The 24802-nt window shown below is 40.2% G+C and carries 22 protein-coding genes; 10 read left to right on the forward strand and 12 right to left on the reverse strand.

The window, feature by feature from the left end; translation table 11 throughout:
- Window positions 1-139 precede the first annotated feature (139 nt).
- A complete protein-coding gene (locus tag F957_RS02090; protein WP_016542256.1) occupies window positions 140-1045 on the reverse strand; it encodes a LysR family transcriptional regulator in 906 nt (301 codons plus the stop codon).
- Between the two features lie 96 nt (window positions 1046-1141).
- On the opposite strand from F957_RS02090, the gene F957_RS22065 reads away from it, so the two are divergent.
- Window positions 1142-1267 carry a hypothetical protein gene (locus F957_RS22065; protein ID WP_016542257.1) on the forward strand — a complete coding sequence of 42 codons (126 nt, stop codon included), beginning with the start codon at window positions 1142-1144 and terminating at the stop codon, window positions 1265-1267.
- A 402-nt stretch (window positions 1268-1669) separates the two neighbouring features.
- Here F957_RS22065 and F957_RS02085 read toward each other — a convergent pair whose 3' ends face one another.
- Entirely contained in the window at window positions 1670-2011 is a 342-nt protein-coding gene (locus F957_RS02085; protein WP_016542258.1) for a DHCW motif cupin fold protein, read from the reverse strand.
- A 431-nt stretch (window positions 2012-2442) separates the two neighbouring features.
- Entirely contained in the window at window positions 2443-3336 is an 894-nt protein-coding gene (locus tag F957_RS02080) for a LysR family transcriptional regulator (protein WP_016542259.1), read from the reverse strand.
- A gap of 94 nt (window positions 3337-3430) precedes the next feature.
- On the opposite strand from F957_RS02080, the gene F957_RS02075 reads away from it, so the two are divergent.
- Window positions 3431-3883, forward strand: a complete 453-nt coding sequence (locus F957_RS02075) for a PACE efflux transporter (protein ID WP_016542260.1) — start codon at window positions 3431-3433, stop codon at window positions 3881-3883.
- A gap of 95 nt (window positions 3884-3978) precedes the next feature.
- Here the strand turns inward: F957_RS02075 and F957_RS02070 are convergent, their stop codons facing one another.
- The 4 genes from F957_RS02070 to F957_RS02055 all read right to left on the reverse strand — a co-directional run bounded on the left by F957_RS02070 (window position 3979) and on the right by F957_RS02055 (window position 7564).
- The gene (locus F957_RS02070; protein WP_016542261.1) at window positions 3979-4446 is read right to left on the reverse strand and encodes a DUF2147 domain-containing protein; all 468 of its coding nucleotides are present in this window, start codon (window positions 4444-4446) and stop codon (window positions 3979-3981) included.
- Window positions 4447-4556: 110 nt separating this feature from the next.
- Window positions 4557-5915 carry a phosphate regulon sensor histidine kinase PhoR gene (phoR, locus tag F957_RS02065; RefSeq protein ID WP_016542262.1) on the reverse strand — a complete coding sequence of 453 codons (1359 nt, stop codon included), beginning with the start codon at window positions 5913-5915 and terminating at the stop codon, window positions 4557-4559.
- A gap of 9 nt (window positions 5916-5924) precedes the next feature.
- Window positions 5925-6635 (reverse strand): phosphate regulon transcriptional regulator PhoB, encoded by a 711-nt coding sequence (phoB, locus tag F957_RS02060; RefSeq protein ID WP_004657056.1) that lies wholly within the window; start codon window positions 6633-6635, stop codon window positions 5925-5927.
- Between the two features lie 251 nt (window positions 6636-6886).
- Window positions 6887-7564, reverse strand: coding sequence for a TetR/AcrR family transcriptional regulator (locus tag F957_RS02055; RefSeq protein ID WP_016542263.1), 678 nt, complete (start codon window positions 7562-7564; stop codon window positions 6887-6889).
- 299 nt (window positions 7565-7863) lie between these two features.
- On the opposite strand from F957_RS02055, the gene F957_RS02050 reads away from it, so the two are divergent.
- On the forward strand, window positions 7864-8691 hold the full coding sequence (locus F957_RS02050; protein ID WP_016542264.1) for an SDR family NAD(P)-dependent oxidoreductase: 828 nt from the start codon (window positions 7864-7866) through the stop codon (window positions 8689-8691).
- Between the two features lie 437 nt (window positions 8692-9128).
- Here F957_RS02050 and F957_RS02045 read toward each other — a convergent pair whose 3' ends face one another.
- The 5 genes from F957_RS02045 to F957_RS02025 form a co-directional block, all read right to left on the reverse strand.
- Window positions 9129-10496, reverse strand: coding sequence for an MATE family efflux transporter (locus F957_RS02045; protein WP_016542265.1), 1368 nt, complete (start codon window positions 10494-10496; stop codon window positions 9129-9131).
- 97 nt (window positions 10497-10593) lie between these two features.
- Complete coding sequence (locus F957_RS02040) at window positions 10594-11748, reverse strand: pyridoxal phosphate-dependent aminotransferase (RefSeq protein WP_016542266.1); 1155 nt, start codon at window positions 11746-11748, stop codon at window positions 10594-10596.
- Between the two features lie 273 nt (window positions 11749-12021).
- On the reverse strand, window positions 12022-13329 hold the full coding sequence (locus F957_RS02035; RefSeq protein ID WP_016542267.1) for a DUF445 domain-containing protein: 1308 nt from the start codon (window positions 13327-13329) through the stop codon (window positions 12022-12024).
- Window positions 13330-13347: 18 nt separating this feature from the next.
- Complete coding sequence (locus F957_RS02030; protein WP_016542268.1) at window positions 13348-13905, reverse strand: CC0125/CC1285 family lipoprotein; 558 nt, start codon at window positions 13903-13905, stop codon at window positions 13348-13350.
- 36 nt (window positions 13906-13941) lie between these two features.
- Window positions 13942-14481, reverse strand: coding sequence for a DUF924 family protein (locus tag F957_RS02025; RefSeq protein WP_016542269.1), 540 nt, complete (start codon window positions 14479-14481; stop codon window positions 13942-13944).
- A gap of 227 nt (window positions 14482-14708) precedes the next feature.
- Here F957_RS02025 and gshA point away from each other — a divergent pair, with 227 nt between their 5' ends.
- From gshA to F957_RS01990, 7 genes are all read left to right on the forward strand, one after another.
- The gene (gene gshA, locus F957_RS02020) at window positions 14709-16283 is read left to right on the forward strand and encodes a glutamate--cysteine ligase (protein WP_016660626.1); all 1575 of its coding nucleotides are present in this window, start codon (window positions 14709-14711) and stop codon (window positions 16281-16283) included.
- Between the two features lie 18 nt (window positions 16284-16301).
- The gene (locus F957_RS02015; RefSeq protein ID WP_016542271.1) at window positions 16302-16808 is read left to right on the forward strand and encodes a disulfide bond formation protein B; all 507 of its coding nucleotides are present in this window, start codon (window positions 16302-16304) and stop codon (window positions 16806-16808) included.
- A 177-nt stretch (window positions 16809-16985) separates the two neighbouring features.
- Window positions 16986-20288 carry a type VI secretion system Vgr family protein gene (locus F957_RS02010; protein WP_016542272.1) on the forward strand — a complete coding sequence of 1101 codons (3303 nt, stop codon included), beginning with the start codon at window positions 16986-16988 and terminating at the stop codon, window positions 20286-20288.
- Between the two features lie 12 nt (window positions 20289-20300).
- Window positions 20301-22679 carry a peptidoglycan DD-metalloendopeptidase family protein gene (locus F957_RS02005; protein ID WP_016542273.1) on the forward strand — a complete coding sequence of 793 codons (2379 nt, stop codon included), beginning with the start codon at window positions 20301-20303 and terminating at the stop codon, window positions 22677-22679.
- 3 nt (window positions 22680-22682) lie between these two features.
- The gene (locus F957_RS02000) at window positions 22683-23501 is read left to right on the forward strand and encodes a hypothetical protein (protein ID WP_016660627.1); all 819 of its coding nucleotides are present in this window, start codon (window positions 22683-22685) and stop codon (window positions 23499-23501) included.
- 34 nt (window positions 23502-23535) lie between these two features.
- Entirely contained in the window at window positions 23536-24027 is a 492-nt protein-coding gene (locus tag F957_RS01995) for a hypothetical protein (RefSeq protein ID WP_016542275.1), read from the forward strand.
- A 38-nt stretch (window positions 24028-24065) separates the two neighbouring features.
- Complete coding sequence (locus F957_RS01990; RefSeq protein WP_032861012.1) at window positions 24066-24767, forward strand: hypothetical protein; 702 nt, start codon at window positions 24066-24068, stop codon at window positions 24765-24767.
- The last annotated feature ends 35 nt before the right edge of the window (window positions 24768-24802 follow it).

Genomic DNA, 24802 nt, shown 5'->3' on the forward strand with positions numbered 1-24802 from the left:
TTCCAAAACATAAAACAAGAATGATAAGTTTGTGCATCAGGACGTGAGATATGACAGGAGTTGTATCTAGTGAAAGGAATACGAAAAAGCCCGACAGGATGTCGGGCTTTTTTCATTTGAACTAAAACTCAGTCAATTTTTAGCTCACCTGCTTGGCACTATAATAAGCATGAATCGAGGCTGCACAACGGTCAATGATCGAGTCTTCATCCTTTTTCCAGATGAGCTTCACTTCACTGAGGGTGTTCTCGTCTTGGATTGGAATCAGTCTGACATTGCTAGGCAAAATTACTTTAAATTCTTCGGGCACAATACACACGCCAAAACCATTGGCGACCAGTTCCAATTGCGATCTTTTCCTTGAATAAATTCGAGTTCTTTTCGGATTAAAGCCATTGACCAAGCATAAATTGGCGGCCAAATAGCTCAAGCCACCACGGGCTTTATGTGGCACAGAAACAAAATCCAAGGGTGCCAATTCACGGATCGAGATACTTTCTTTTTCACTTAAAAATGGATCTGAAATATGCGCAGCAACGTATAAAGGAGCGGTATATAAACTGATCGAATTGACATCATTCAAATTATGATAAATCGGGGGGCGGATAAAACCCAGATCAATCGTCCCATTCAATAAATATTCGAGTTGTAACTCAGAGGATAAAGTATGCATCTCGATATCAATATGATGGGTATCACAGAGCTGTTCAAAAATTTCCAGCTTGTTTTGATCTAATACGATACTACTGGAATGGGCAATTTTAATGATTCGACCTTCACCCCGACTGATACTTTGGGCGCTGACAATGGAACTTTTTAAATGATCAATATTGGTTTTTAGACTTTTATACAGTGCTTCACCTGCAGGTGTGAGTCTAATTTTTTTCTCGGATCGATCAAAAATTTCAAAACCGATTTCTTCTTCTAAATTTTTGATTTGTCTGCTTAGGGCCGATTGAGCAATAAACAGCTTCTCCGAGGCAGCAATAAAGCCCCCAGTTTCAACAATCGTGATTAGATAATTAAATTGTTTGAAGGTCCACATATCTCAAAATTAGATCAGTGCTTGTTTTTTCTATATTAGATTAGATGGAAGAAATCTTATACCTTTTTTATAGATCCTTGATTCAGGTCGCTGACGATGACAATGAGAAATAAGATTTTGACTTTAATTGCTGCTGTAGTGATTTGTCTACTGGCACAAAGCTATGATCAGTATATGGGTGTGATGACGAAAGGGCAGTCGATTGATTTATTAGGAGATTGATACGTTCTCCGTGTTCCGTTCCATATATTTACTGACTTTTTAAAGGGTGAGAAAGCTCGGCAGTGTACGCTTTTTCTTACAGCGATTAGGGGCAATGTCCCATTTTCAGCCTTAGTGGAATTGCCTAATATCAACTCATCAGGAACAGGAAGTTCCAAAACATAAAACAAGAATGATAAGTTTGTGCATCAGGACGTGAGATATGACAGGAGTTGTATCTAGTGAAAGGAATACGAAAAAGCCCGACTTGGATGTCGGGCTTTTTTATTGCAAATCTAACAAGTGGCTGAGTGCGTTGGCTTGCTGTTTTATAACCAACAGATTGCAGTGAATAGGTGTATTACTAAACCTGAGGTTTAAGATTGAATCTTATGTATTTTAGATTCGCCAGATAATGTTAATTTAATCAACAATGAGTAATTTCGCTCCATTTAAACTGAAGGATTGGTGCGGTTCGGCATGATCACCAACCTGATAGCTCATTCCCTGCGTTAAAATAAACGTCCTTCCATCTTTTAATCTGCTTTCAAGTTCACCTTCTAAACAAAATAGAATATGTCCTTTTTCGCACCAATGGTCAGCTAAGTAATTAGCTGAGTATTCTACAATTCTTACTCTAATTCTATTTTCTTCTTCACCAAAGTATTGTGTTTTCCAATAGGCATTTCCAGTTTCTCCGCGGTATTCTACTGTTTCTATTTTATCCCAGTTAGTCACTTGAAATGGAAAAGGGAAAATATTCATATACTGTTCCAAAACTTTAGATTTATTCTAAAAATATAGATAAATTTAGTTTTTGCAATACGCTTATTTAAGCGAAGCGCTGTGATGCGAAGGAACATTGATTAAAAAATTTAAATTCAATGCTTATTTAGACCGTATTAAAGAAAACTACAAAAGCCATTGATTTAAAATAAGATAGATTCTTTATGAATGGTTTAGATATTTCTTGTTAGATTTTTAAACATAAGTCATGTACGCTTTTTCTTACACCGATTAAGGGCAATGTCCCATTTTCAGCCTCAACTGAATTACCTAATATGAACTCATCAGGAACAGGAAGTTCCAAACATAAAACAAGAATGATAAGTTTGTGCATCAGGATGTGAGATATGACAGGAGTTGTATCTAGTGAAAGGAATACGAAAAAGCCCGACTCGGATGTCGGGCTTTTTTTATGCGCGATGGATTTGTTTTTCCCACAGTTCAATCAAGAGTTGCATGGATTTGCTCAGTGGCTTATAAGCTGGCCAAATCGCATGAATCGGCATATCCAGTCCATTGGTGGTATCGAGAAAAGCTAAGCGTACCAGACGTTGTTTGGCAAAATGTGTTTGCACTACGGAAAGGGGAAAATTACCCCAACCGAGCCCTTGTTCCACCATATCAATGGCTATAGATAAATTATCGCTATACCAGCATGAATCTGAGACCAGTACTCGACTATCAGGCAGTGGATAATGTTTGCTGGCTACAATAATTTGTCTGAGTTCAGATAGCATGGTGAGTTCATTTTTATTCTGCGCTTTGAGCTGTTGCGCATCTTTGGGGGAAACTGCCGCAACAAATTGTTCCATGCCCAATAAACGAAAGCGTTCATTATTATCGAGTTGTGATGAACTATAGGCAATATACAGATCAATTTCGTTATTATGCAGTCGTATTTTGAGCTCCTGTTGTGGTGCGCTGACCATATCAATATTTAACAAGGGATAACGTTGAATCAGTTGTTCAATCCCCGCCAATAAAAACTTTTGATTCACATCCGCAGCAATGCCAATGCAGAGACTGGTCTCTAGTCCAGTTGAAAGTTCAGTCAGATGCAGGTCGAGCTGACGTAATTTAGTCAGAATTAATCGGGCATGCGGTTCGATTGAAAGTGCGACTTCGGTAGCAGTGAGGTGATTTTTACTGCGTTCAAATAATTTTAAATTCAATTCTGCTTCAAGATTGGCAATCGCCATACTGACCGCTGAAGGCACACGATTTAGGGCGCGCGCTGCAGCGGAAAAATTACCACGATCCATAATTTCAAGGATCAGTTCAAGCTGTTCACGATTTAGTTTCATGGCAATTCACTTGTCAGTCAATCTGATAACGATTGACTTTTTTTATCAAATTTAAAGCGTAAAATCCACCCATTATTGATTTTAAGGTGTGGTCATGCAAGGAACCAAGAGAAGAGTCACCTATGTGTTTTTCTATGAAGTTTTTAGCTTTTTTATCTGTGCAATGGTGTTGGCCGTACTTTCGGGTACCACCATCAGTCATACAGGGCCATTGTCGATCTTGATTGCTGTGATCGCAGTGACGGTGAATTTCTTTTATAACTATGTATTTGAGCTGTGGGAAAAAAAACAGATTTCCAAAAAGCGCACAGTGTGGAGACGTGTGGCGCATGCGATTGGCTTTCAAATTGTTTTGGTGATGATTTTGATTCCGCTCATTGCATGGTGGATGCAGATCAGTTTGGTGAAAGCCTTCTTGCTGGATTTCAGTTTGATGGTTCTGATTCCATGTTATACCTTTGTTTATAATTACTTTTTTGATCATATTTTTGGTTTACCCAGCCATTTGCTTGAGCCAGCCGCGCTGAATGCCAAAACCAGCTCTTAATCTACAGTTTTATGGCTGAATTCATAAAAAGAGTGCATAAAATGCACTCTTTTTATGTGATTTATCAATTAATTTTTAACATAAAAATTGAGTGATTAAAGTCGAATCCAAGTCATGTTACGGAAACTGTTATTGGCTGGATTTTTGGCATTGATGCTCAGCATTTTGCCTGTTTTGCTTAAACGCGCATTCAGGTTGTATTTCTGTCCATCGTACGGATTGAGCCAAACGCCTTGTCCAAATTCCTCATTTTGACTCAACATCTTTAGACCGGTTAGCACTTCCATGCCGATCATCTGCTGGTTTTTTAACGTGCCCGTACAGGCTGTACATAAGGTTAGTGCTGCTTCCTTGGCAGAAGGATACATTTTGACAATCACGGCACTGTATTGTTCAATGGCTGAATGTCTACGAATCACGATATCAGAGAGATAGGAACCTGTACGCTCATCCACGACTTTCCACGTCCCAATCAATGGATCTGTCGGAGCAGCGTGAATCGCCAAAGGCGTATTGAGCCCAAGTAAGAGAATACAAGCACGAATAAAAGAGGTATTGAGCATGAGGAATACGTCGAAAAATATAAATAATGAAATGAAACAACGATTTATTATATTGTTTTAGTAGGATGATCACAGCATGTTTTAGGGAACTTGGCAGTTCCCTATCGTATTTAAATCATGCGGTATAAGCGTTCTTTCGGGAACACTGCAGTAAAGGTTGAACCTTCATTTTCTTTAGAGGTAATTTCCAAGTGTGCGCCGTGCTGCATCAACACGTGTTTCACGATGGCCAGTCCAAGTCCAGTTCCACCTGTCTGACGGCTACGTGCACTATCGACACGGTAGAAACGTTCAGTTAAACGAGGTAAATGCTTGGGATTAATTCCGATCCCATTATCTTGTACAGTAAAGTAAGCATGATCACCATCTTCATGCCAGCCAATGGTGATGATGCCGCCTGCAGGCGTGTATTTAATCGCATTGGTAATTAAGTTACTGAACGCACTGGCAATTTCAATATCAGAACCGATCAGATCGCAATGGCTATCAATATCCAGATTTAAGGTATGGCCATAATCGAGATTGTAGGCACGTGCATCATCAAAGATCTGGTTCATCAGATTGGCCATATCAATAATCTGATTTTTCGCGACTTTTTTATTATTTTCTAAATTAGATAACAACAATAGGTCATTCACCAGAGCATTCATGCGCTTGGTCTGAGATTGCATCTGGGTAAAAGCCCGCTTCCAGCGCGGAGTAATATCATCTTGATCGGTAAAGGTTTCGATATAGCCACTAAGCACCGTCAAGGGCGTGCGTAACTCATGTGAAATATTATCGACAAAGTCTTTACGCATCTGTTCCAGATTATGTACCCGTGTGGTGTCATAAGCGACGAGCAGACGGCTTTCGCCACCAAAACGGGTGAGTTTGACTTGTACATAACGTTCTTCATCCATCTGTGCCTGTAAACGGATACCATCAGGAGATTGATCGCTATGGTTGAAATATTCAATAAAATTGGGTTGGCGTAGAATCGACAATAAATTGCGGCCACGGTCTAGAGGACTGATACCCAATAGTTTTTCAGCGGCAGGATTCCACCATTCGATTTGATGTTGATCATCAATTAAAACCACTGCTTCGGCCAATGCCACCAAAGAGGATTGTGCCCGATCAATTAAACCGACCATCTCTGCTTGAACAATCCGTTCTTGACGTTGTGCACGGTAAACATTGAACAGCAAAGCGCCCCAAATCCCGTTGAGATTGGGTGGGACATCATAAGGACGATTAGAAATCCATTCATTGACCAGATAAAGCGAACGAAGCTGTAGGAAAAAAAACAGCACGAAGGCAATAAAAACACAGCTCCAGAAGTAACCCACCCCGAATCCAACTAAGCTTGCAATCAATAAGAAAAAAAGTAACAGTCTTAAATCTTGCTTCGCAAAGGTCCATAAACTGCTGTAGCGAAAACGTTGGTGTTCACGTGCCAGCTCAGGGACGGGGTAAGGCTCATACATAAAGGATTTTTAACCTACTGCTAAATCTGCTCGTGTCGAGAAACGGTAACCTGTGCCACGAACGGTTTGTACAAAACGATCGACACCAAAAGGTTCTAACACTTTGCGTAAACGACGGATATGCACATCAATGGTACGGTCTTCAATATAGACATTGCCACCCCAGACTTGATCTAGGAGTTGAGCACGGGTATAGGCGCGCTCAGGATGGGTCATGAAGAAGGCCAATAAACGATATTCGGTTGGCCCCATATCTAAAATACTATTGCCAAAGCTGACACGCTGGCTGACAGGATCCAGTAACAAACCATTGGCGTCAATGACTTTTTCACCGCTCAGTGCATTGGCACGACGCAGTACTGCTTTGATACGAGATACCAGTTCACGCGTCGAGAACGGTTTGGTCATGTAATCATCAGCACCCGCATCTAGACCTTGTACTTTATGGTCTTCTTCGCCACGGGCAGTCAGCATGATCACTGGAATCTCGGCCAAGTTTTCATCACGTTTGAGACGGCGACATAAATCTACACCACTCACACCACCCGGTAGCATCCAATCCAGCAAAATAAGCGCAGGACGCTGATCAACGATGATCTGATGCGCTTGTTTAGCATCCTCAGCTTGTAAACATTGGAAGCCTGCCATATCCAATGAGGTATGGATCATTTCGCGGATCGGTAGCTCATCATCGACAATTAAAATATAGTCATCTTTCACAGCGCAATACCCTTAAAATCTGTAACGGTTTAACCGTTTTGTTGTTATGACAGGCTTATTACAAAGATTAATTATGACAATATCATTGCAAAAGAATTAATAAAGTCGAATTTAGCAATAAATTGTGACAAGCATGGGGCAGAGTCGTGACGGATTGATGACAATTTGCCTAGCAAGAAAGCAAATGAATTCATTTGCTTAACTAGACTGTAGTTTAACAGCTTTGTGTGTCACAAAACTGTAAAACGATTTTAATTTTTTTGCGAGGTGGTTTCGATAAAAGACAAAAAGACAGCACAGCATGCTGACAGAACATCTTCCAAAGGCTGTTTAAAGCCTTCAGAGACCCAACGAATAATAATATGAGTCACATAGCCATTTAAGCCCGTCGCCATGAGCGAAACTTCTTCAGTGCTTTGCGGTGCATTCGGCATGGTAATCATCACAAAGCCTTGAATGATGCGATCGAACTGAGTTAGCGTTTCTTGAATGGTGGCTTGATTATGCAGGTCTTGCACTAGCATGGCATCAATATAAATAATCCGTGCCATACGTGGATCGTCTTTAATCGCACTCAATAACGCCGACAAACCTGCGGTCACCATATTCTTGGGTTCAGGTGCCGCCATCAGGACAGCCTGAGTTAAACAGGTTTGCATTTTCTCAATCATTTTTAAGAACACGGTTTGAAACAGTTCTTCGCTTTTTTTAAAAGATTCATAAAAATAGCGTTCAGTGAGCTTGGCTTCATTACAGACATCTTTGACTGTGACCGAAAAAAAGCCTTGTGTGCCGTAGGTTGCAATACCTGCTTCAATCAATTTTTCACGACGTGCTTCTTTGCGCTCAGTTAAAGAGAGACCTTTGAATTGTCGTTCTTTCACTTCGGTATTATTTTTCTTGCGTGTCGCTTGATCTTGAGTTGCCATTGAGAAAACCGTTCCCTAAAAAGTCTTTAAATCGTGTGTCTAATAGTTGCATTTCAACCCTGTTGTGCTGACTAGCATAACCAAATTTTGAAAATATGCCTTGTCTCTTTTAAACATCTTCGGTCATAAATGTAAATAGGCCTATTATGACATGTCGGGTGTTGGTTATTGCCATTTGTCTTAAAGCCAGAGTGTACTATATTGACAACACGTATTGTCAAAATTATATTGGTTATAGGTTAAACAGCACATGAGCTAAGCGAATATGTGCGTATCATTCGCAGTACAAAGGATAGGCAATGAAAAATTTTAAAAATAAAGTCGCAGCGATCACCGGTGCAGGTTCTGGGATTGGACAACAATTGGCCGTTTTGTTGGCGAAACAAGGCTGTCATTTGTCATTGAGTGATATCAATGAAAAGGGCTTGGCACAGACTGTAGAATTAGTGAAGCAGTATCCAGTAACAGTGACCACCAAAGTACTCGATGTTTCAAATCGCGATGCGGTGAAACAGTGGGCACAAGAAACCGTGCAAGATCATGGTTCGGTCAACATGATCTTCAACAACGCAGGCGTAGCACTCGGTTCAACCGTCGAAGGTGCGAGCTATGAAGATTTAGAATGGATTGTCGGCATTAATTTCTGGGGTGTGGTTTATGGCACCAAAGAATTCCTGCCATTCATCAAACAAAGTAAAGATGGTCATATCATCAACATCTCCAGTATCTTTGGTTTAACCTCGCAACCAACGCAATCAGCGTATAACGCTACCAAATTTGCGGTACGTGGCTTCACTGAATCATTACGTCAGGAGTTGGATATTGAGAAGGGCGGTGTCAGCTCTCTCTGCGTACATCCAGGCGGGATTCGTACCAATATCGCCAAAGCAGCGAAAATGAATGACAGTTTGAAGAGCTTGGGCATGGACCCGAACAAATCGATCAAGCAATTCGACAAGTTCTTGCGTACTCCACCAGAAGAAGCAGCACGTCAGATTTTAAATGCAGTATTGAAAGATAAACGCCGTTTATTGATTGGTACGGATGCGCGTATTGTGGATTCGTTCCAACGTTTATTCCCAACGGGTTATCAACGTATTGCAGCGTTTGCAACTAAGATGATGTAAGTTGTTAGCATGAAAAAAGCCATTCTTGTGAATGGCTTTTTTATATCCTTTAGAACAAGCAGATATTAAACAATCTGAGTTCGGTTGAAGTCCTCTCTAACCTATTAAAAATAATTAGCTTGGTGGAATCTTGCTATGTTCTCACCCAATTTTGGGATCAGTCACTACGTCTTGCACTTCAGTTGAAATATATTTCAACTTTGTTCAGGCTCGCCCTACTTTTGTTTTGGTATGAGGAGCGAATGCTCCGTAAGGGCAAAACCTGAGGGGCGAATAGCGAAGATTAATAATCTTTGCCGTACCACAAGGTGAAAGCTATGCTTGAATAACAAACTACGCACAGTGTTTATCTTGCGCTTCACCAAAGCTTTAGTCGCTTTGGCTTGCTCAGGTTGTAGATGACGTTTCCGAGTATCATATTCAGCCTCGAACTCAGGTTAAATAAGGACTTTAATCTTGGTCTTTTTCCAAAAGAATTGATAATAGAACGCTTGGAACAGGCATAGGCAGACAAAAGACAGTGCGTAAGCAATCCAAATCCCAGTTAAGCCCCAAAGTGAGCTAAACCAATAGGCACACGGGACTTCGATCAGAACAATGGTCAAAATATTAATCATCATCGGAATGTTGACTGCACCACTGGCCCGCATGATTGAGGCAAAAATGGCACTGGCACCAAAGAATAAAATTGACCACAGCACAATAAATAACAGTTGTTGACCCAGCTCAATCACACTGTGATCGGTAATAAACAGCGCCATCAAGTATTTTGAGAACAAATAAGCCAAGGCAATCAAACTACCCGTGAATAAGAAATTCATGCCTAAAGCGGTACGGGTGACCTTGGCCAATAAATCAGGCTTACCTGCACCAATCGCTTGTGCGGCAAAAATCGAAGCGGCAATTGAAATCGACAAGGCTGGAAATTGGATGTAGTTCAGTACCTGATTGACTGCGCCATAAGCTGCGGTGGCATGTGCACCATAATGGTTAATCAAGCCAATAATCACCAGACCCGCTAAGGAGGTGGTGACCATCTGAATCCCAGTCGGTATGCCGAGTTTTAAAATTAATTTACTCAGCTCCGCATCATGACGAATATGTTGCAGCAATAGACCATCAATTTTCAGCGGATGATTTTTATAGTTCAGATAAATTGCTAAGAAAATTAGCACAGCGGCATAACCGATAATGGTTGCAATCGCAGGGGCAACAATCCCCAAAGCAGGGAAACCAAAATAACCTTTCAGTAAAACGGGGGTCACCCCCAAACCAATCAAGCTGGTCAGGCTCAGGGCAATCAGTGGCGTCACACTATCACCGACACCCCGCAAGATCGAGGTATAAATAATATAGACGAACAGTAAGGGGCTGCCCACCAACATCCATTGCACATAAGGCAAGGACAGGTGCATCACTTTGGGATCGGTACCCAGTAACTCCAAAATATGTTTGGCGAAGATCAGACCTAAAACCGCAATAATGCTACCGCCAATCAAGGTCATATAGACCGTGGAGCCAATCACGGCACGAACTTTTTCTAGATTCTGCGCACCCCATGCCTGCCCAATCAGCACCGTGGAGCCTGCAGAAATTCCAATCACAAAGGCCAGTAAAAAGAACAGGATCGGGAAGAATACCGATACAGCAGCAATCGCATTCACGCCCATCATTTGACCGACAAAGATGGTATTAATGGTTCCTGACAGGTTTTGTAAAATATTGGTGGCAATCAGCGGCACCAGAAACACAAAAAAGGTTTTCCAGAGGTTCGGTTGCATCACCAAGGGTTGGCGTGGTGTCATTCAATTTCCTTCACGCTTCATCCTGAAACGATGGTATTTTTTTCAACATAACATGATCAATTGTGTTGAAGATGAGGGTTCAGTTTCTTTTTGTTGATCAACATTGTACGAGGATTTCACCTGCGCGTTGCAGTGTTTGATCGGTTTTGGCAAAGCAGAAGCGAATCAAGCGTAATGATTCAGGTGCCTGCTGATAAAATACCGAAATTGGAATGGCCACAATTTTATGTTGCTCCGCAAGAAATTGGCACATTTCGATATCATTCAAATCAGGGCGAATAGCACTGTAATCCAGATTTTGGAAATAGGTGCCTTGAGATGGAATGAAGTCGAAACGTGAATCTTGAATTTGGACATTGAATAAATCACGTTTTGCCTGATAAAAGTCAGGTAGCTCCTGAATATGTTCAGGATGCTGCTGCATGTAGTTGGCCAGTGCAATCTGGCATGGGGTGGTGCCACAGAAATTGGCAAATTGATAAATCTGGCGGAACAGGCGCATGAGTTGTGGCGCAGCAACACAATAGCCAGTTTTCCAGCCTGTGACATGATAGGTTTTACCGAAAGAACCAATCACAAAACTGCGTTCACGTAATTCTGGGAATTGCAGTGCGCTATGGTGTTTTTGCCCATCAAAAATCAGATGTTCATAGACTTCATCGGAGAGCACCACGATATTTTTATCTTGAATCAGCTCAATTAACTGTCGCCAATCCTGTTCTGACCAAATTGCCCCTGTTGGATTATGTGGTGTGTTGACAATGATCATGCGGGTGTTGGCATTGATACTGTCTTTGACCTTTTGCCAATTCACCTGAAAACTTGGTGCATCTAAATGGATATGTATTGATTTTCCACCTGCCAACTGAACCGCAGGGGCATAGCTGTCATAGCTTGGATCGAAAATAATTACTTCATCGCCTGCATGGATACAGGCTTGAATGGCACAGAAAATCGCAATGGTTGCACCAGGGGTGATGGTGATTTCAGTGACTGGGTCGAGTTGCAACTGATCGCGTGCCAAGAATTGTGTTGCCAGTTGTTGTCTTAAGGCCAATACACCGTCACCCGCAGGGTATTGGTTATAACCTGAGAGTGTCGCTTGGCTGAGGGCTTCGAGTAATGCAGGTGGCGCAGGGAAATCTGGGAAGCCTTGGGATAAGTTCAGGGCATTGAGTCGTTGTGCGAGTTCAGTCATGACACTAAAAATGGTGACGCCTTGGCTTGGGAGTTTTGACTGAAGTTGCAACATGATTGAAATGACCTAATAGAATTTTAATGGATTATGTATTTTGACGGTGTCTTACCGAGAGCTCATCTAATTTCAGGATAAGCCTTCAGCTGGAGTTACTTTGGTTTCGCCCAAAGTAACCAAAAGCATTGTCATTCGCAAAACCTGTTCACTTCTTGCATTGGTTTTATTACATCGCAGAAACAGTACTTAATTGAAATCACGCAGGTTGCGAATGACCTTTCTCGCGTATCTTATTGATGACAGGTTTTTGTAGTCAATATTGACGCTATATTACAAAACATTTTCAACAATGGCACGAATCACGCCGAGTGCTAAACCAATAAACGCACCAACAATCACGCCATTGACGCGAATCATATGCAAATCACCGCCAACTTCACTTTCGATTTTGGCAATCATTTCACGAGAATCCCATTCATGAATACGCTCACTGATGTAACGAATGATCTTGTCGCTATATTGCTCACTGAAATTGGTGGCTAAGCCGATCATCTTTTCATTCAGTACCTGACGCACTTTTTCATTTTGAATCAGGCTCTCTCCCAACTGTTGAATAGCGGCTTGTAAATTGGTGGCAATGCCTGAATCTTGCTGCATTAAATCAGTTTTAATCGCATCACATAAAATCGCCACAGCACCACTGATAAAGTTCAATACTTGTGGACTATCAAGCAGGGCATCTTTACCACGATTTAAACGTTGGCTGGCTTCACTGTCGGGTTCTGCCAGTTCCAGCATCAAGTTATGCGTGGTGGCTTCAATATCTTGACGCCAAGGATGATCAGGATTGGCCAGCATCGATTCAACTTTTTCAATGAGTGAGTCAATGGTGCGTTGCTGTACATCAATACCGATCCAGCTTGCACCTTTGGCTAACTTCCAAACGCCTAATTCTTGGAACAATTTACGGGATAAATCACGTGCTTCTTCAGGGTGAGACACCATCCATTCATGCGCCAGATCGAGACCGCGCTGCAACACATCTTGATGAAAATCATTTTCCAGTACGGCACGCAGCATTTCACTGGCCAATTTATTGACCTTAGTACTTCTGACCCATTGCACACTGTTATTTTGAACAAAGTGTGCAATTTGATCTTGGCTGACAAACTCAAAGATTCTCGGCACCGTGTGCTGAATCATTTGCACCACGTGCTGGTTGTTCTTTGGATTGGCCAGCCATTGACCCACAGCCAAACTGATATCGGCATTTTGTAGGCTACGTTCGACGATCTGTGGAGAAAGGAAATTTTCCTGTACAAAGCGCCCCATTGACTCGGCAATACGGGCCTTATTGCGCGGGATAATCTCGGTATGATCTCGCAACAGTTTGGGTAAGGGCATTCTGCCGAAAGGATTACGGAATAACACCGTCACTGCATACCAATCGGCTAAGCCACCGACCACACCGGCTTCTGCACCAAGCATGAAAATATGGATGAGCCATTTATATTCAGGCAGAAAATGCGCCGCGACCATTAAAGCGACCCATGACACCACTGCAATAATCAGGGCCATGGTGGCGAAGTATTTACTTCGTTGTAAGCTTGGGACGTGGATTTCTTCGACTGAACTCATTGAGTCACCCTTTTAATTTCATTTCTTGTTTTGAGGTGGTGCAGGGGGCTGCAACACCTCTCCTGTTGGACTCAAGCCATATTTAGGCCCTAAGGATTGCAAAATCAGCTGTGCATCAAAGGCATCTGGTGATTGCTGCTGTGTCTTAAAGCACTCGATAGTATACGACACTTGAATCGGATCAATATTGACCACTTGTGGGGTATCGTAGAAAGGATCCGGCCAAAAGGCTGGATGGCGACGATAATAACCATATGGATAATAAGATGGTGTCGGATAAATTACCGCCTGACGAGGTGTTTTATGACGGGCATTACTTGGATCATCCACCACACTAAAATAACGGAAACCATTTTTGACCGTGGTTTGCGCTGCTTTGAGCAAGGTAATTTCCTCAGCCGTACCATAACTCAAATTATTATCCGCTTGGAAACCAACGCGGTAAGTTTTGTTATTTAACGGATAAGCGGTGAATTGACCCAGTTGGTCAAAGGTTCTGGGTTTGGAGGGAACCGTTGCACATCCTGCAAATGTCAGTGCGACAAGGAGCGGGGTGCATATTAATAAAGCTTTCATATGCCATTCCTGTGTACAGTGTCGAGGGAGATCGACTTAAAAACTACTATTCGGTTGAGTTAAAAATTCCAGTTCTTCAGCGCTTGAGCTGCGACCCAAGATTGCATTGCGATGCGGATAACGTCCAAAACGATCAATGATTACTTTATGCTTTTTCTCAAAGTTTAAATTAATTTCATTGCCTAAGCGTTGAAACAATTTTAGGGCAAATTCATGTATGAGCTTGGATTCGCTATGCATAAACGGCATATAGAGAAAGGAGCGTTGCTCAGGACTGAGTTGTGCATCCAGCTGCAAGCTAATTGCTTCTTGTGACAGGGTCAGTGCCAAGCTGTCGTAGGCAAAGGCCTGTGCCTGATCTCGATATAAATTTCGTGAGAACTGATCGAGGACAATAATCTCAGCCAAACGGCCTTCAGGTGTTTGGCGCCATGACCACAGTTCCGCCTGAGCGGCCTGATGATGAATCTCTGCAAAGGACGCACGAATTTTTGCATCAAAATCATCACTTTTGGCAAACCAAAGTGAACGATGCTCAGGGTCAAACCAAAAATTAAGAATGTCTTGCGCTTGCATGGTCGGGTATCCACTGGAAGATTTATTTTTCAATAAAATCACAATTTTTGCGTGTCTTATGTAACAAGATTGTGATAAAAATTGCCAAACTAAATCAGATGACTAGATTGTAATTGTCGTTATAATTGGCTGAGTCGAAGGGATTGGCATGTTGAACATGTCTGTAGCATCGACGACGTCGTTACCATGTATGTGGTCGGCTGATCTTGAATAAGCGAGCATAGAATATGAATCAACCCAGCCTTACTTCCTCTGTGATACCAACTTGGGTAGATGCCTCGCTATTAAAGGGGATGTTACGTGGGATTGAGCGTGAAAGCCTACGCATGCAAAGCAATGGATTTTTATCACAACAAAATCACCCCATTGCGTTAGGTTCGGCACTGACACATCCACATATCACCACTGATTATTCAGAAGCGTTGATGGAGTTTATCACCACGCCACAAAGTACCATTGCGGCAGCCTTAACTGAGTTAAGTGATATCCATAGTGTGGTGCACCAGCAGCTCGAAGAGGGTGAAAAACTTTGGCCTTTGTCGATGCCTTGCATGCTGGATGATAACGAAGAAAATATTAAACTGGCGCAATATGGCAGTTCCAATATTGGCCGCTTTAAAACCCTGTATCGCCGCGGTTTAGGGGTGCGTTATGGTCGCCGTATGCAGACCATTTCAGGGGTACACTATAATTTATCCTTTCCAGAACAACTGTTTGCGGTTTTGCAGCAGCATGAAAGCAACCCACAATTAAAACAGCTCAGTCTGCAAGATTATCGTAGCCATCGTTATTTTGGTTTGATCCGTAATTTTATTCGTCTGATTCCTTTGGTGATGTATATGTTGGGCGCAAGTCCATCAGTGTGTCGTTGCTTCCTGACCGGTCGTCAGCACCATTTACAACCCTTAGTGAAGGGTACGCTCTATTTACCTGAAGCAACCGCTTTACGAATGGGGCGTTTGGGCTATCAAAACTCAGCACAAAAAGAGCTTGGCATTCATTATAACGACTTGCATGATTATCTGGATGGCTTACAAAAAGCCGTGCATACCCCCTATCCAGAGTTTACGGCACTGGGCCTCAACGATGAGCAGGGTGAGCCGATTCAGATCAATGATCATGTATTACAGATTGAAAATGAATACTACAGTCTGGTGCGCCCTAAACAGGTACCACAAGCGGGTGAAACGCCTTCACAAGCCTTAAAAAATCGTGGTGTCGGCTATGTCGAATTACGTGCAGTGGATGTGAATCCGTATAGCGCGATTGGGATTGATGAAATTTCGGCAGGCTTCCTTGAAAGTTTAGCTTTGTACTGCTTACTCAAAGACAGTCCAGATCTATTTGCTGAAGAACAAGAACAGATTGATCGTAACCAAACGGAAGTGGTGAATCGTGGTCGTGCGGCAGATGCCAAGATCGAAGAGGGAGATCGTTCGATCTCGTTAAAAGATTGGGCGCAAAGCCATTTAAATGCGATTCAAGCCTGTGCCAAGCTACTAGATCAAATGGATGGCACCCAGCTGTATCAAGATGCGATCCAAGTGATGCAGCAACGCCTAGACCATGTCGAAAATACCCCTTCGGCGCACGTGATTGCAGACACTTTGCAGCATGGCGGTACATGGAATTTTGGGAGTGTCATGGCACAGCAACATGTTGATCATTATGACCAGCATCCACTCAGTGAAGAACGCAAACACTATTTTGAACAATTGGCGCAAACATCGTTGCAAAAACAGGCGCAACTTGAACAAGATAACGACATGAGTTTTGAACAATATCTTGCACAATATCGCTAATATTTTAGAGGATTTCCCATGCGTTGGAATTACCGCCTAGTCAGCGCTGTTTTGGTACTGACCAGCATCATTGGTATCTCATTTGCGTTGTATTTAGAACATGTGCAAGGTTTGGATCCTTGTCCACTCTGTATTTTCCAACGCCTTGGCTTAATTGGAATGGGTATAATTGCGCTTGTGGCATTTATTCATAATCCAGTTTCAAGCGGATTTAAACGTTTTTATGCCTTCTTAGCGACCTTATCCATTGGTTGGTCCGTTGGTGTTGCGGCACGTCATGTTTGGCTGCAAAGTTTACCGCCTGATCAGGTGCCAAGCTGTGGACCTGGCTTAAACTATCTGGTGGATGCCTTGCCAATGAAAACAGTACTGCAAGAAGTGCTTTCGGGTTCAGGTGAATGCGCCGCAATAGATTGGACTTTCCTCGGTCAATCTCTACCTGTTTGGTCTCTGGCTTATTTCAGTTTGATTTTATTGATCTGCTTATGGCAATTATTTAGAAACTATAGCGTTACACAAAAATAAGCGAATCGTTGTTCTAAATGATTTTAAAACCCGAAATATGAATGCCTATTTCGGGTTTTATTTTCTCAATAACTAAACAATATGTGCCATTTTGTTGTTTAAAGACTATTTTTATGGACAGATAGTTCTGTTTTTTGTAAAGTTCAGCCGATTCCCCGTACGATCTGATTATAAAAAATGCTTTTTAATATATTTAATGTATTAGAAAAAATAGGGCTAAATGCACAGAAACGTGCCATCCACGTACAATTTTCTAATAATCTACTGAATAATCAAGTTTTTTTACAACGCATACAAGGCCAGCATCAACTCAATGTGGGTTTGGAAGCTGAACTCATCTGCCTGTCGACCAATGCCCAGATTCCCCTCAAACAGTTTATTGGGGTTCAGGTTGCGGTTGATCAGGTCACCGATTCAGGGCAACTGTTTCGCACCACGGGGATTGTGACTGAGGCCAGTTATGGGCAAAGTGATGGCGCATTAACCCTGTATAAGCTGACTGTAAACGATGCGACTCATTTATGGCATAAACGCCGTAATAGCCGTGTGTTTATGAATAAAACGGTTGTGGAAATTACCGAAGTTTTATTCAAGGAATGGCAGCAAAGAAGCCCACTTTTTGCAGCAAGTCTGAGTCTGGATCTGAATGGCTTAAGCCAGAATTATGATATACGACCCTTTGTGATGGGCTCGAATGAATCTGATTATGACTTTCTAACGCGCTTATGGCGTAGTGAAGGCATTAGCTGGTTGATTGATGAAGCTGAGCTTTTTGTGCCGCATTCGAGTACGCCTGTCAAAGCGCAGAAGCTAAGATTAATAGATGACAATAGCGAGTATCAAGCTCTGGCTCGACGGAGTATTCGTTATCACCGTAGCAGTGCCACAGAATTTCAGGATAGCATTACTGGCTTTGTGGCGGTGCGAAGCCTGCAACCCACAGCCGTGCATTTGCAACGCTGGCAGCCCGACGCCTTGGCACAAGAAGAAGGCGCAGGTTCAGTCGTCACCAACCATAACCATTCGGACAGTTTCGACTCTGCCAGTTTAAGTCTTGAGCAGGCATGGCATATCAGCCCAGCTTGGATGCAGGACTTAAAGGGTGAAGACCAAGCGACAGCTTCTGGGAACAGTCAGTTAGAAAAACTGAATCAGCAATTCAATGATATGTATGCCAGTCAAGCCAAATACTTTAAGGCTTATAGTACTGTGCGCGATAGCCAAGTCGGTTATTGGTTTAATTTCAGGGAACATCCTGAAATTGATCAGCATGAAGGGGCCGATCAAGAGTTCCTGATTATTGCCAAGAATTTCTATAATCAAAATAATTTACCGAAAGATTTACAGCAACAAGTGAGTCAGCTGCTCAGCCAAAGCCGTTGGAATCAACAGGTCGATGATGCTGAGCGTCAAGGTAATGAACTGACCTTGATTCGCCGTCAGATCAAGATCACCCCTGCATATGATCCAGAGTTGCATCGTCCGATTGCTTATCCGCAACGCGCCAAAGTGGTTGGGCCAGAAGGAGAAACCATTTATGTGGATGAATGGGGACGGATCAAGGTGCGCTTTCTGTTTACCCGTAGCGATGACCATGGACATGATGGTGGTGCGGGCAGCAATGACAATGACACCGACTCTGCATGGGTGGATGTCCTGACGCCTTGGGCGGGGGAAGGCTATGGGGCACGCTTCTTGCCACGGATTGGTGAGGTGGTGGTCATTGACTTCTTTGATGGCAATATCGACCGTCCTTTTGTGACAGGGCGAATTCATGAGGCGCAACGTTCTCCGACCAAATTTGATGTCAAAGGACAGCTTCCAGATACTAAAAAACTCAGTGGTATTCGCAGTCAGGAAGTCAGTGGCAATGGTTTTAACCAACTACGCTTTGATGATACGACAGGGCAAATCAGTACCCAGTTACAAAGTAGCCATGCTGCAACACAGCTGAATTTAGGCAATTTAAGTCACCCTAAAGTGCAGGAAAGCAGCAACGGTCGTGGTGAGGGCTTCGAGCTCAGAACTGATGCTTGGGGCGCTGTTCGGGCAGGCAAAGGCATGCTGATCAGTACCTATGCCCAAGAACAGGCGATTGCTGATCATCTGGAAGCCGCTCAAGCACAATCATTGCTGTCACAGGGTTATGACAGCATGAAAATGCTCAGTGAAGTGGCTGCAAAGCAACAGACAGATGCGCTAAATGTCATCAATCGCTTACCGAAGTTTATTCAGTCACTGGAACTTAAAACCACAGGTCAAGCACTGGATAGCACCTTAAATCTATTTAAAGAAGGGATGAGTAATGACCCAATTCATGCTTTAAAGGATTGTGGTGGTTTTATTGAGGATATTGGTGCCCTCGGCGGCAATGCCAAAGGCGCAGTAGAAGAATTCAATGCGTTCTTTAGCGATGCCAAAGATGCGGTTGAAAATCTGAAAGAGTTCATTGAAAACGTAGAAGAGCATGGCGCTGATATTGTCAAAGGCAAGCTTGCCAGCATTAAAGATCGGATTCAGCAAAACCCGTTTGAGAGTATTAAAGAAGTCGGAAAGGTTTTGGCCAATGTCGATATTAAAGATTTTGAGCTGATGAGTACCTGTGGAACCTTTAGTAAAGGCAGCAAGTTAGACATCACTCCGTCCAAAGCATTGAGCTCCTTACAGGGCTTTATGGAGGGTTATACCCAAGGTTTGGAAAGCAGTTCCAATGCCAAGCAACAAGAGCAAGGCAAGATTTTTAGACAGGCCTTGATGTTGTTGGCATCACCGAATGGAATTGCGTTAACCACCCCTGAAAATATTATCTTACAGGCTTCTCAGGATATTGCCGAGAGTGCCAGTGGTTCAATTAATTTGAGTGCACAGAAGAATATTATTGGTCATGCACAGGACAAAATCAGTTTGTTTGCCGCGCAAAAGGGCTTTAGAGCTTATGCAGCAAAAGGGAAATTGGAGTTGCAGGCGCAGGATGATGCGATTGAAGCGATTGCCAAGAAGGTGATTAAACTGATTTCTACTGAGGATAAGATTGAAATCACCAGTCCTAAAGAGATTGTACTGACTGCGGGTGGTTCTCAACTCAAAATAAATAAGGATGGTGTATTCATTAGTACAGGGGGCTATTTTAAAGTTAAAAGTGGCCAACATGTGTTTGAGAGTGGAATGAAAGTGCAATATGAAGTACCTGAACTACCTAGTAGTGGTCCGTTTACTAAAGCATTCCATTTTGTATCATTAGAAGGTGAAAAAATAGAAAATGCGATGATACAAATTTATGAAAAGATAAATGAAAATTATATTTTTAAAGTAGATTCTAAAATTGATAAATCAATTTTTAAATTAGATAGTGATGAAAAAAATATTGAATATAAAGCATTGGTTGGGTTTGATGATTGGGTTTCTTGGTTTGATGATGAAGAAGAGGAATTACAAGAAGAAATAGATTTAGGTGAGCATCACAACCCATATGACAAATAATAAGGAGCCAATATGAATAATATACATGTGGTAAAAAAGGGAGATACACTTTGGGGTATCTCAAATAAATATCAGATTAATCTTAATGATTTAGTAGAAATAAATAGTTTATATGGTAAAAAGAAAAATTTATTGAAAATTGGACAGAAAATTTATTTGCGGAAAAGTAATAGTAAAAATATTGATACATTTTTAACAATAAAAGTTTATGATTTAAAATGGGAGCCAATTTCCCAGGCTAAATTGTTACTTGAATATGATGGGCAATGTCATTTAGTGACAAGTGATGTAGCAGGAATTATTAAAGATATTCAAATTGAAGATGCTTTGAAAGGAATACAAATAAGTTTATATACGATAAAAAATAAGTTTGAAATTATAGCACACCATAAGGTACTACCTTTAGGTAAAAAAATCCTTAAATTAAGTTCTCGTGCAATGGTATTAAAGGGTCAAACCTATCAAGTTGAAGGTGTACCTAGAACAGATACAAAAACCATTGAAAAAGAGTTGAAAGCTAATAATCAGAAAAAGCAGGCTGCATCTGGGGCATCTGGGGCATCTGGGGCATCTGGGGCATCTGGGGCATCTGGGGCATTAGAAACAAGAATAGAAAGTGGGTTGCCAGCAGCAACTGTTGCAGTAGTGTATTCTGAAGAGAATCTATATTTGCATCCAGATAATGAAAAATATCGGAAAATAATAATTAATGCAGCAAAAAAATATAATCTAGCTCCACAGGCGCTGGCTGCAAAAATTAATGCAGAAGCAGGAACAAAAAGAGGAAGTCAAGAATGGAATGCGGATGCTCGTGCATCAACTTCATCTGCAGTCGGGCTAACTCAGTTTTTAAGTGGAACTTGGTATGAGATATGTACACGCTCAATTTTTAGCGATACTTTACTTCAACAGCATGTTGTTAAAAAAAAGTTAATCTCTAATTTTAAAGAGAATATGAATGTTGATTTAATTTCAAATGCAGATAAAACAAAATTAAAAGCTTTGGGGACAGATCCTACTTTTTCAGTGGATTCTGCTGCAGCTTATGCAAGAGCAAATATTAATACTGTTAAAAAAATATATAGTAAAATTGATAGTTTAGAACCTGGTGATCTCGCAAAAGTTGGATATGTTGCTCATCATGATGGACCAACAGGATTTGGTAAAATAGTTGACGCAACGAATGACCCTTCATGGCCAAAGCTTCAAGGGCAAGTGTGTCCAAAAGATAACCCAAATTGTAATACTTTTTTAAATTACAAGGAAAGATTTAGTAATGCACGAGATGCATATCGTTGGTGGTTATGTACGGAATATACAGATTCAAAAATTAATGTAAACCGATTTACTCTTAGCCCTACTGATGGGAAAAAGTTTAAGAATGCAAGAACGATGGAAGAAATCATTGTATTTCTAGGAGGTAAAGCTTTAGTTCACCCTAGCAAAGACTTTGATAAGAAGAAAGGAACTAATGATACTCAAACAACAGAAAATATTAGTATTATTATTACATCTATTGTAAATAATAAAGTTGAACCAAATATCCAGTATTCAGTAAAGTCTAAATATGGTTTAAAACCACATTCGACAAACGCAAATGGTCATGAGATTATTCAAATTAAAAAAGGTGATAAGCTCGAAATTATTTTTGACAATAAGGTTTTGACATCAATTACTTCGATAAAAGATAAAGAAGAATTTAGAGTAAACTTTCCATCGGTTAAAGAAAATAATATAAGTAAACCACAAGGCGTGATTGCCAATAATGAACAAAAACTTAATTTTAATGGTTGGAGAAACCCTCTTAATGGTACTTGCCAAGTACGTCGATTTGGCTATAACTCATTACCATTAAAGGCAAATGCTACAACCTATAATGAAAATAACTTACAACAGGCAACAAAGGTCGCATCAAGGTTTAATCGGACAAGTTACAGGTCTAGTGGAATGCATCAAGGTATTGATCTGGAAGCAGATAATGGAGTTAATGTTTATCCAGTTTGTGTTGGTACTATTGCAAAGGTGATCCCATCATATCCTGGTTATGGAAAAACTATTATTTTAGAATGTGATGTGAATGATTTACCTGCTTCAAAAAGGGCTTTAGCAAAGAATATAGACACAATTTACTTTATTTATGCACATTTAAACTCTATAGATGTAGCAGAAGGAGTTAGTATAACTGCCCTAGATACTGTTCTTGGGAAAACTGGAAATACTGGTAATGCAGGGAGCATGACAAAAATTGAAGGTGGTTCGCACTTACATTTCGAGGTCAGAACTGAGATTTCCAAATCAATGGGAAAATCAGGAATGTCATATAGACTAGACCCATTCCCTTGGTTAGACAATTGCATGACAGTTGAAAACGGTGTTAAGTTAAATAGGTAATTTATGATGAAATATACATGGTGCTTGATCAGTTTATTGGCTTTTTCAACAGGGGCTAATGCTGAATTTAATTTAGAAAATAATAAGAATCAGCCTACCTATATAAAATTAGGGTATAGGAATGTTCTGAATTCAAGCTTTATTTATCCTAATAGTGACAAGAATGCTAACTTAAAGAGGAATACAGTTAATATTCCATATGAAGATGTTTTAATTGTATTTCAGCCGCTATTGAAAAATGATAATAAAATAAAAGGCATGGATTATTATTTTTTAAACTACGAATGTTTTGTGCAATTTGGTGGTGTTAAATACAAGCTTCCCTTTGTTATTTCTGATGTAGCTGCTGTTGGTGCAAGTATACTTTTTAATGATGATAATATAGTTGTCTTTTCAGTAGAAAGTTATGCAAATCCAGTTTCAAATAATAATTCAAAAAAATTTAAAAGTGATGTTTATGTCCTGAATAAGAAAAATTCAGGCTTGTATGCACCTTCTTTTTTATCTTTAAATAAAAAATTAAAAAATTTGAATGATGCTTCTATGGAGTTTAGTAAATTTATTTCTGCTAAATATGATAAGAATGAAAAAAAATATAATATTGTGTATGAAATTAATAATGCTTCAGAAGATTTTAGCTCCACTGGGAAGGTTGTCTATGAAAAGGCTCCAATTGAATATTCATTCATACTAATTCCTGATCAAAAAAAACCATTTTTGATAAAAAACTTTTCTGAAAAGAAAAAAGGTAGTAATAATGTTATTTCAAATGATGATAGAGGTGGAATGTATTCTTCTTTTTTAAAGAAAGATATTGATTGAATTTTTAAAATTGTTAGTGTTTTTGAGATAAATAATGAATAAGAAAATAATTTTCCTGCTATGCTTTATTTTGGCTGCATGTAATGCCAAAGAGGAAACTAAGTTTGTAGATAATAATTATTCATTAAATAATTTATTGTCTGAATTTAAAAATATGAATATAGGCCAAGATCACACTAAGTTGGAAAAAGAAGGTCTTGTAAAGCAAGTAGATGATACGGAAATTATTGATAATTGTTTATATGCAGAAACTAAAGATGAAAATATTGATTATTTAGTCTTTGATAATAAGATTTCAACTGCCTCATATCAAAAATCTGAATTTATGGGACTTCCTGTTGCAGATTTAAAATCTAAGGTTAAAGACTTGAGCTTAGTAAAAAGTGCATATGATGACAATACATACTACTTGCAACACCAATTTGATAATAATAATGGTGTTAAATTTTATATTGTTGAGAGTAAGGTTGCCGAGGTTACATATGGGACACTTGATAAATTGAAATATCAAGAGGGATGTTCATGATGACTTCTTTTTTAAATATCATTTTTGAAATTAATGTTATGAATAAATTGTTTTTTTTAAGAGTTGTGGTTGCTTTTGCTATTTTGTTTAACGTTTGTTATGCAAAGGAAAATTCTTCTTGGCATGATTATTTACAAGATTCTACCCAAGTAAAGTCACCTGTGGAATATATAGATACCTATAATAAATATTCTGTTATTAGCCCTAATTTAAAAATAAAGTTAACGGATTTTGGTAATATTGATAAAATAAAGAAAAACATTAACTACACATTAAAAAAATATGGTGTCCAAATATTAAATGGTAAGGTTGTATATGATGTTTTAAGGACAGTAGTGCCTGTGGAGTCTAATGTTGACTTAGCTTTACTATATCACGATAAAGCTATTTTAGTTTTTAGAATAAGAGAGTTAAGTACTGTTAACTATGTTAAAGCTCCGTTTAAAAGTAATAAAGTCACTGTTTTTATATATAATATAAATAATAATAATTTTACCGAAATACCCGTTATACATTCTGATAGTGAAGATAAGAGTGAACAAACAGACCAACTCATGGGTGATCAGGTAACATATGACATTAAGAAAGGACATTATACTTATCTTGCAAATGTTAAAACTTATAAAGATGGAAAAATTTCCCAATTCAAGGCTGTTTTAAATGGTAGCTTAAAATGTATTTCATCGACCTTAGGTTGTGAAACTACGGGTGTTTTAGCAGCTGAAAAAGAAACTAAATAACTAATATTGGATTCTAGGGTTTTATTTAATACCTA

It is taken from the genome of Acinetobacter gyllenbergii CIP 110306 = MTCC 11365 (assembly GCF_000413855.1).
Lineage (GTDB): Bacteria > Pseudomonadota > Gammaproteobacteria > Pseudomonadales > Moraxellaceae > Acinetobacter > Acinetobacter gyllenbergii.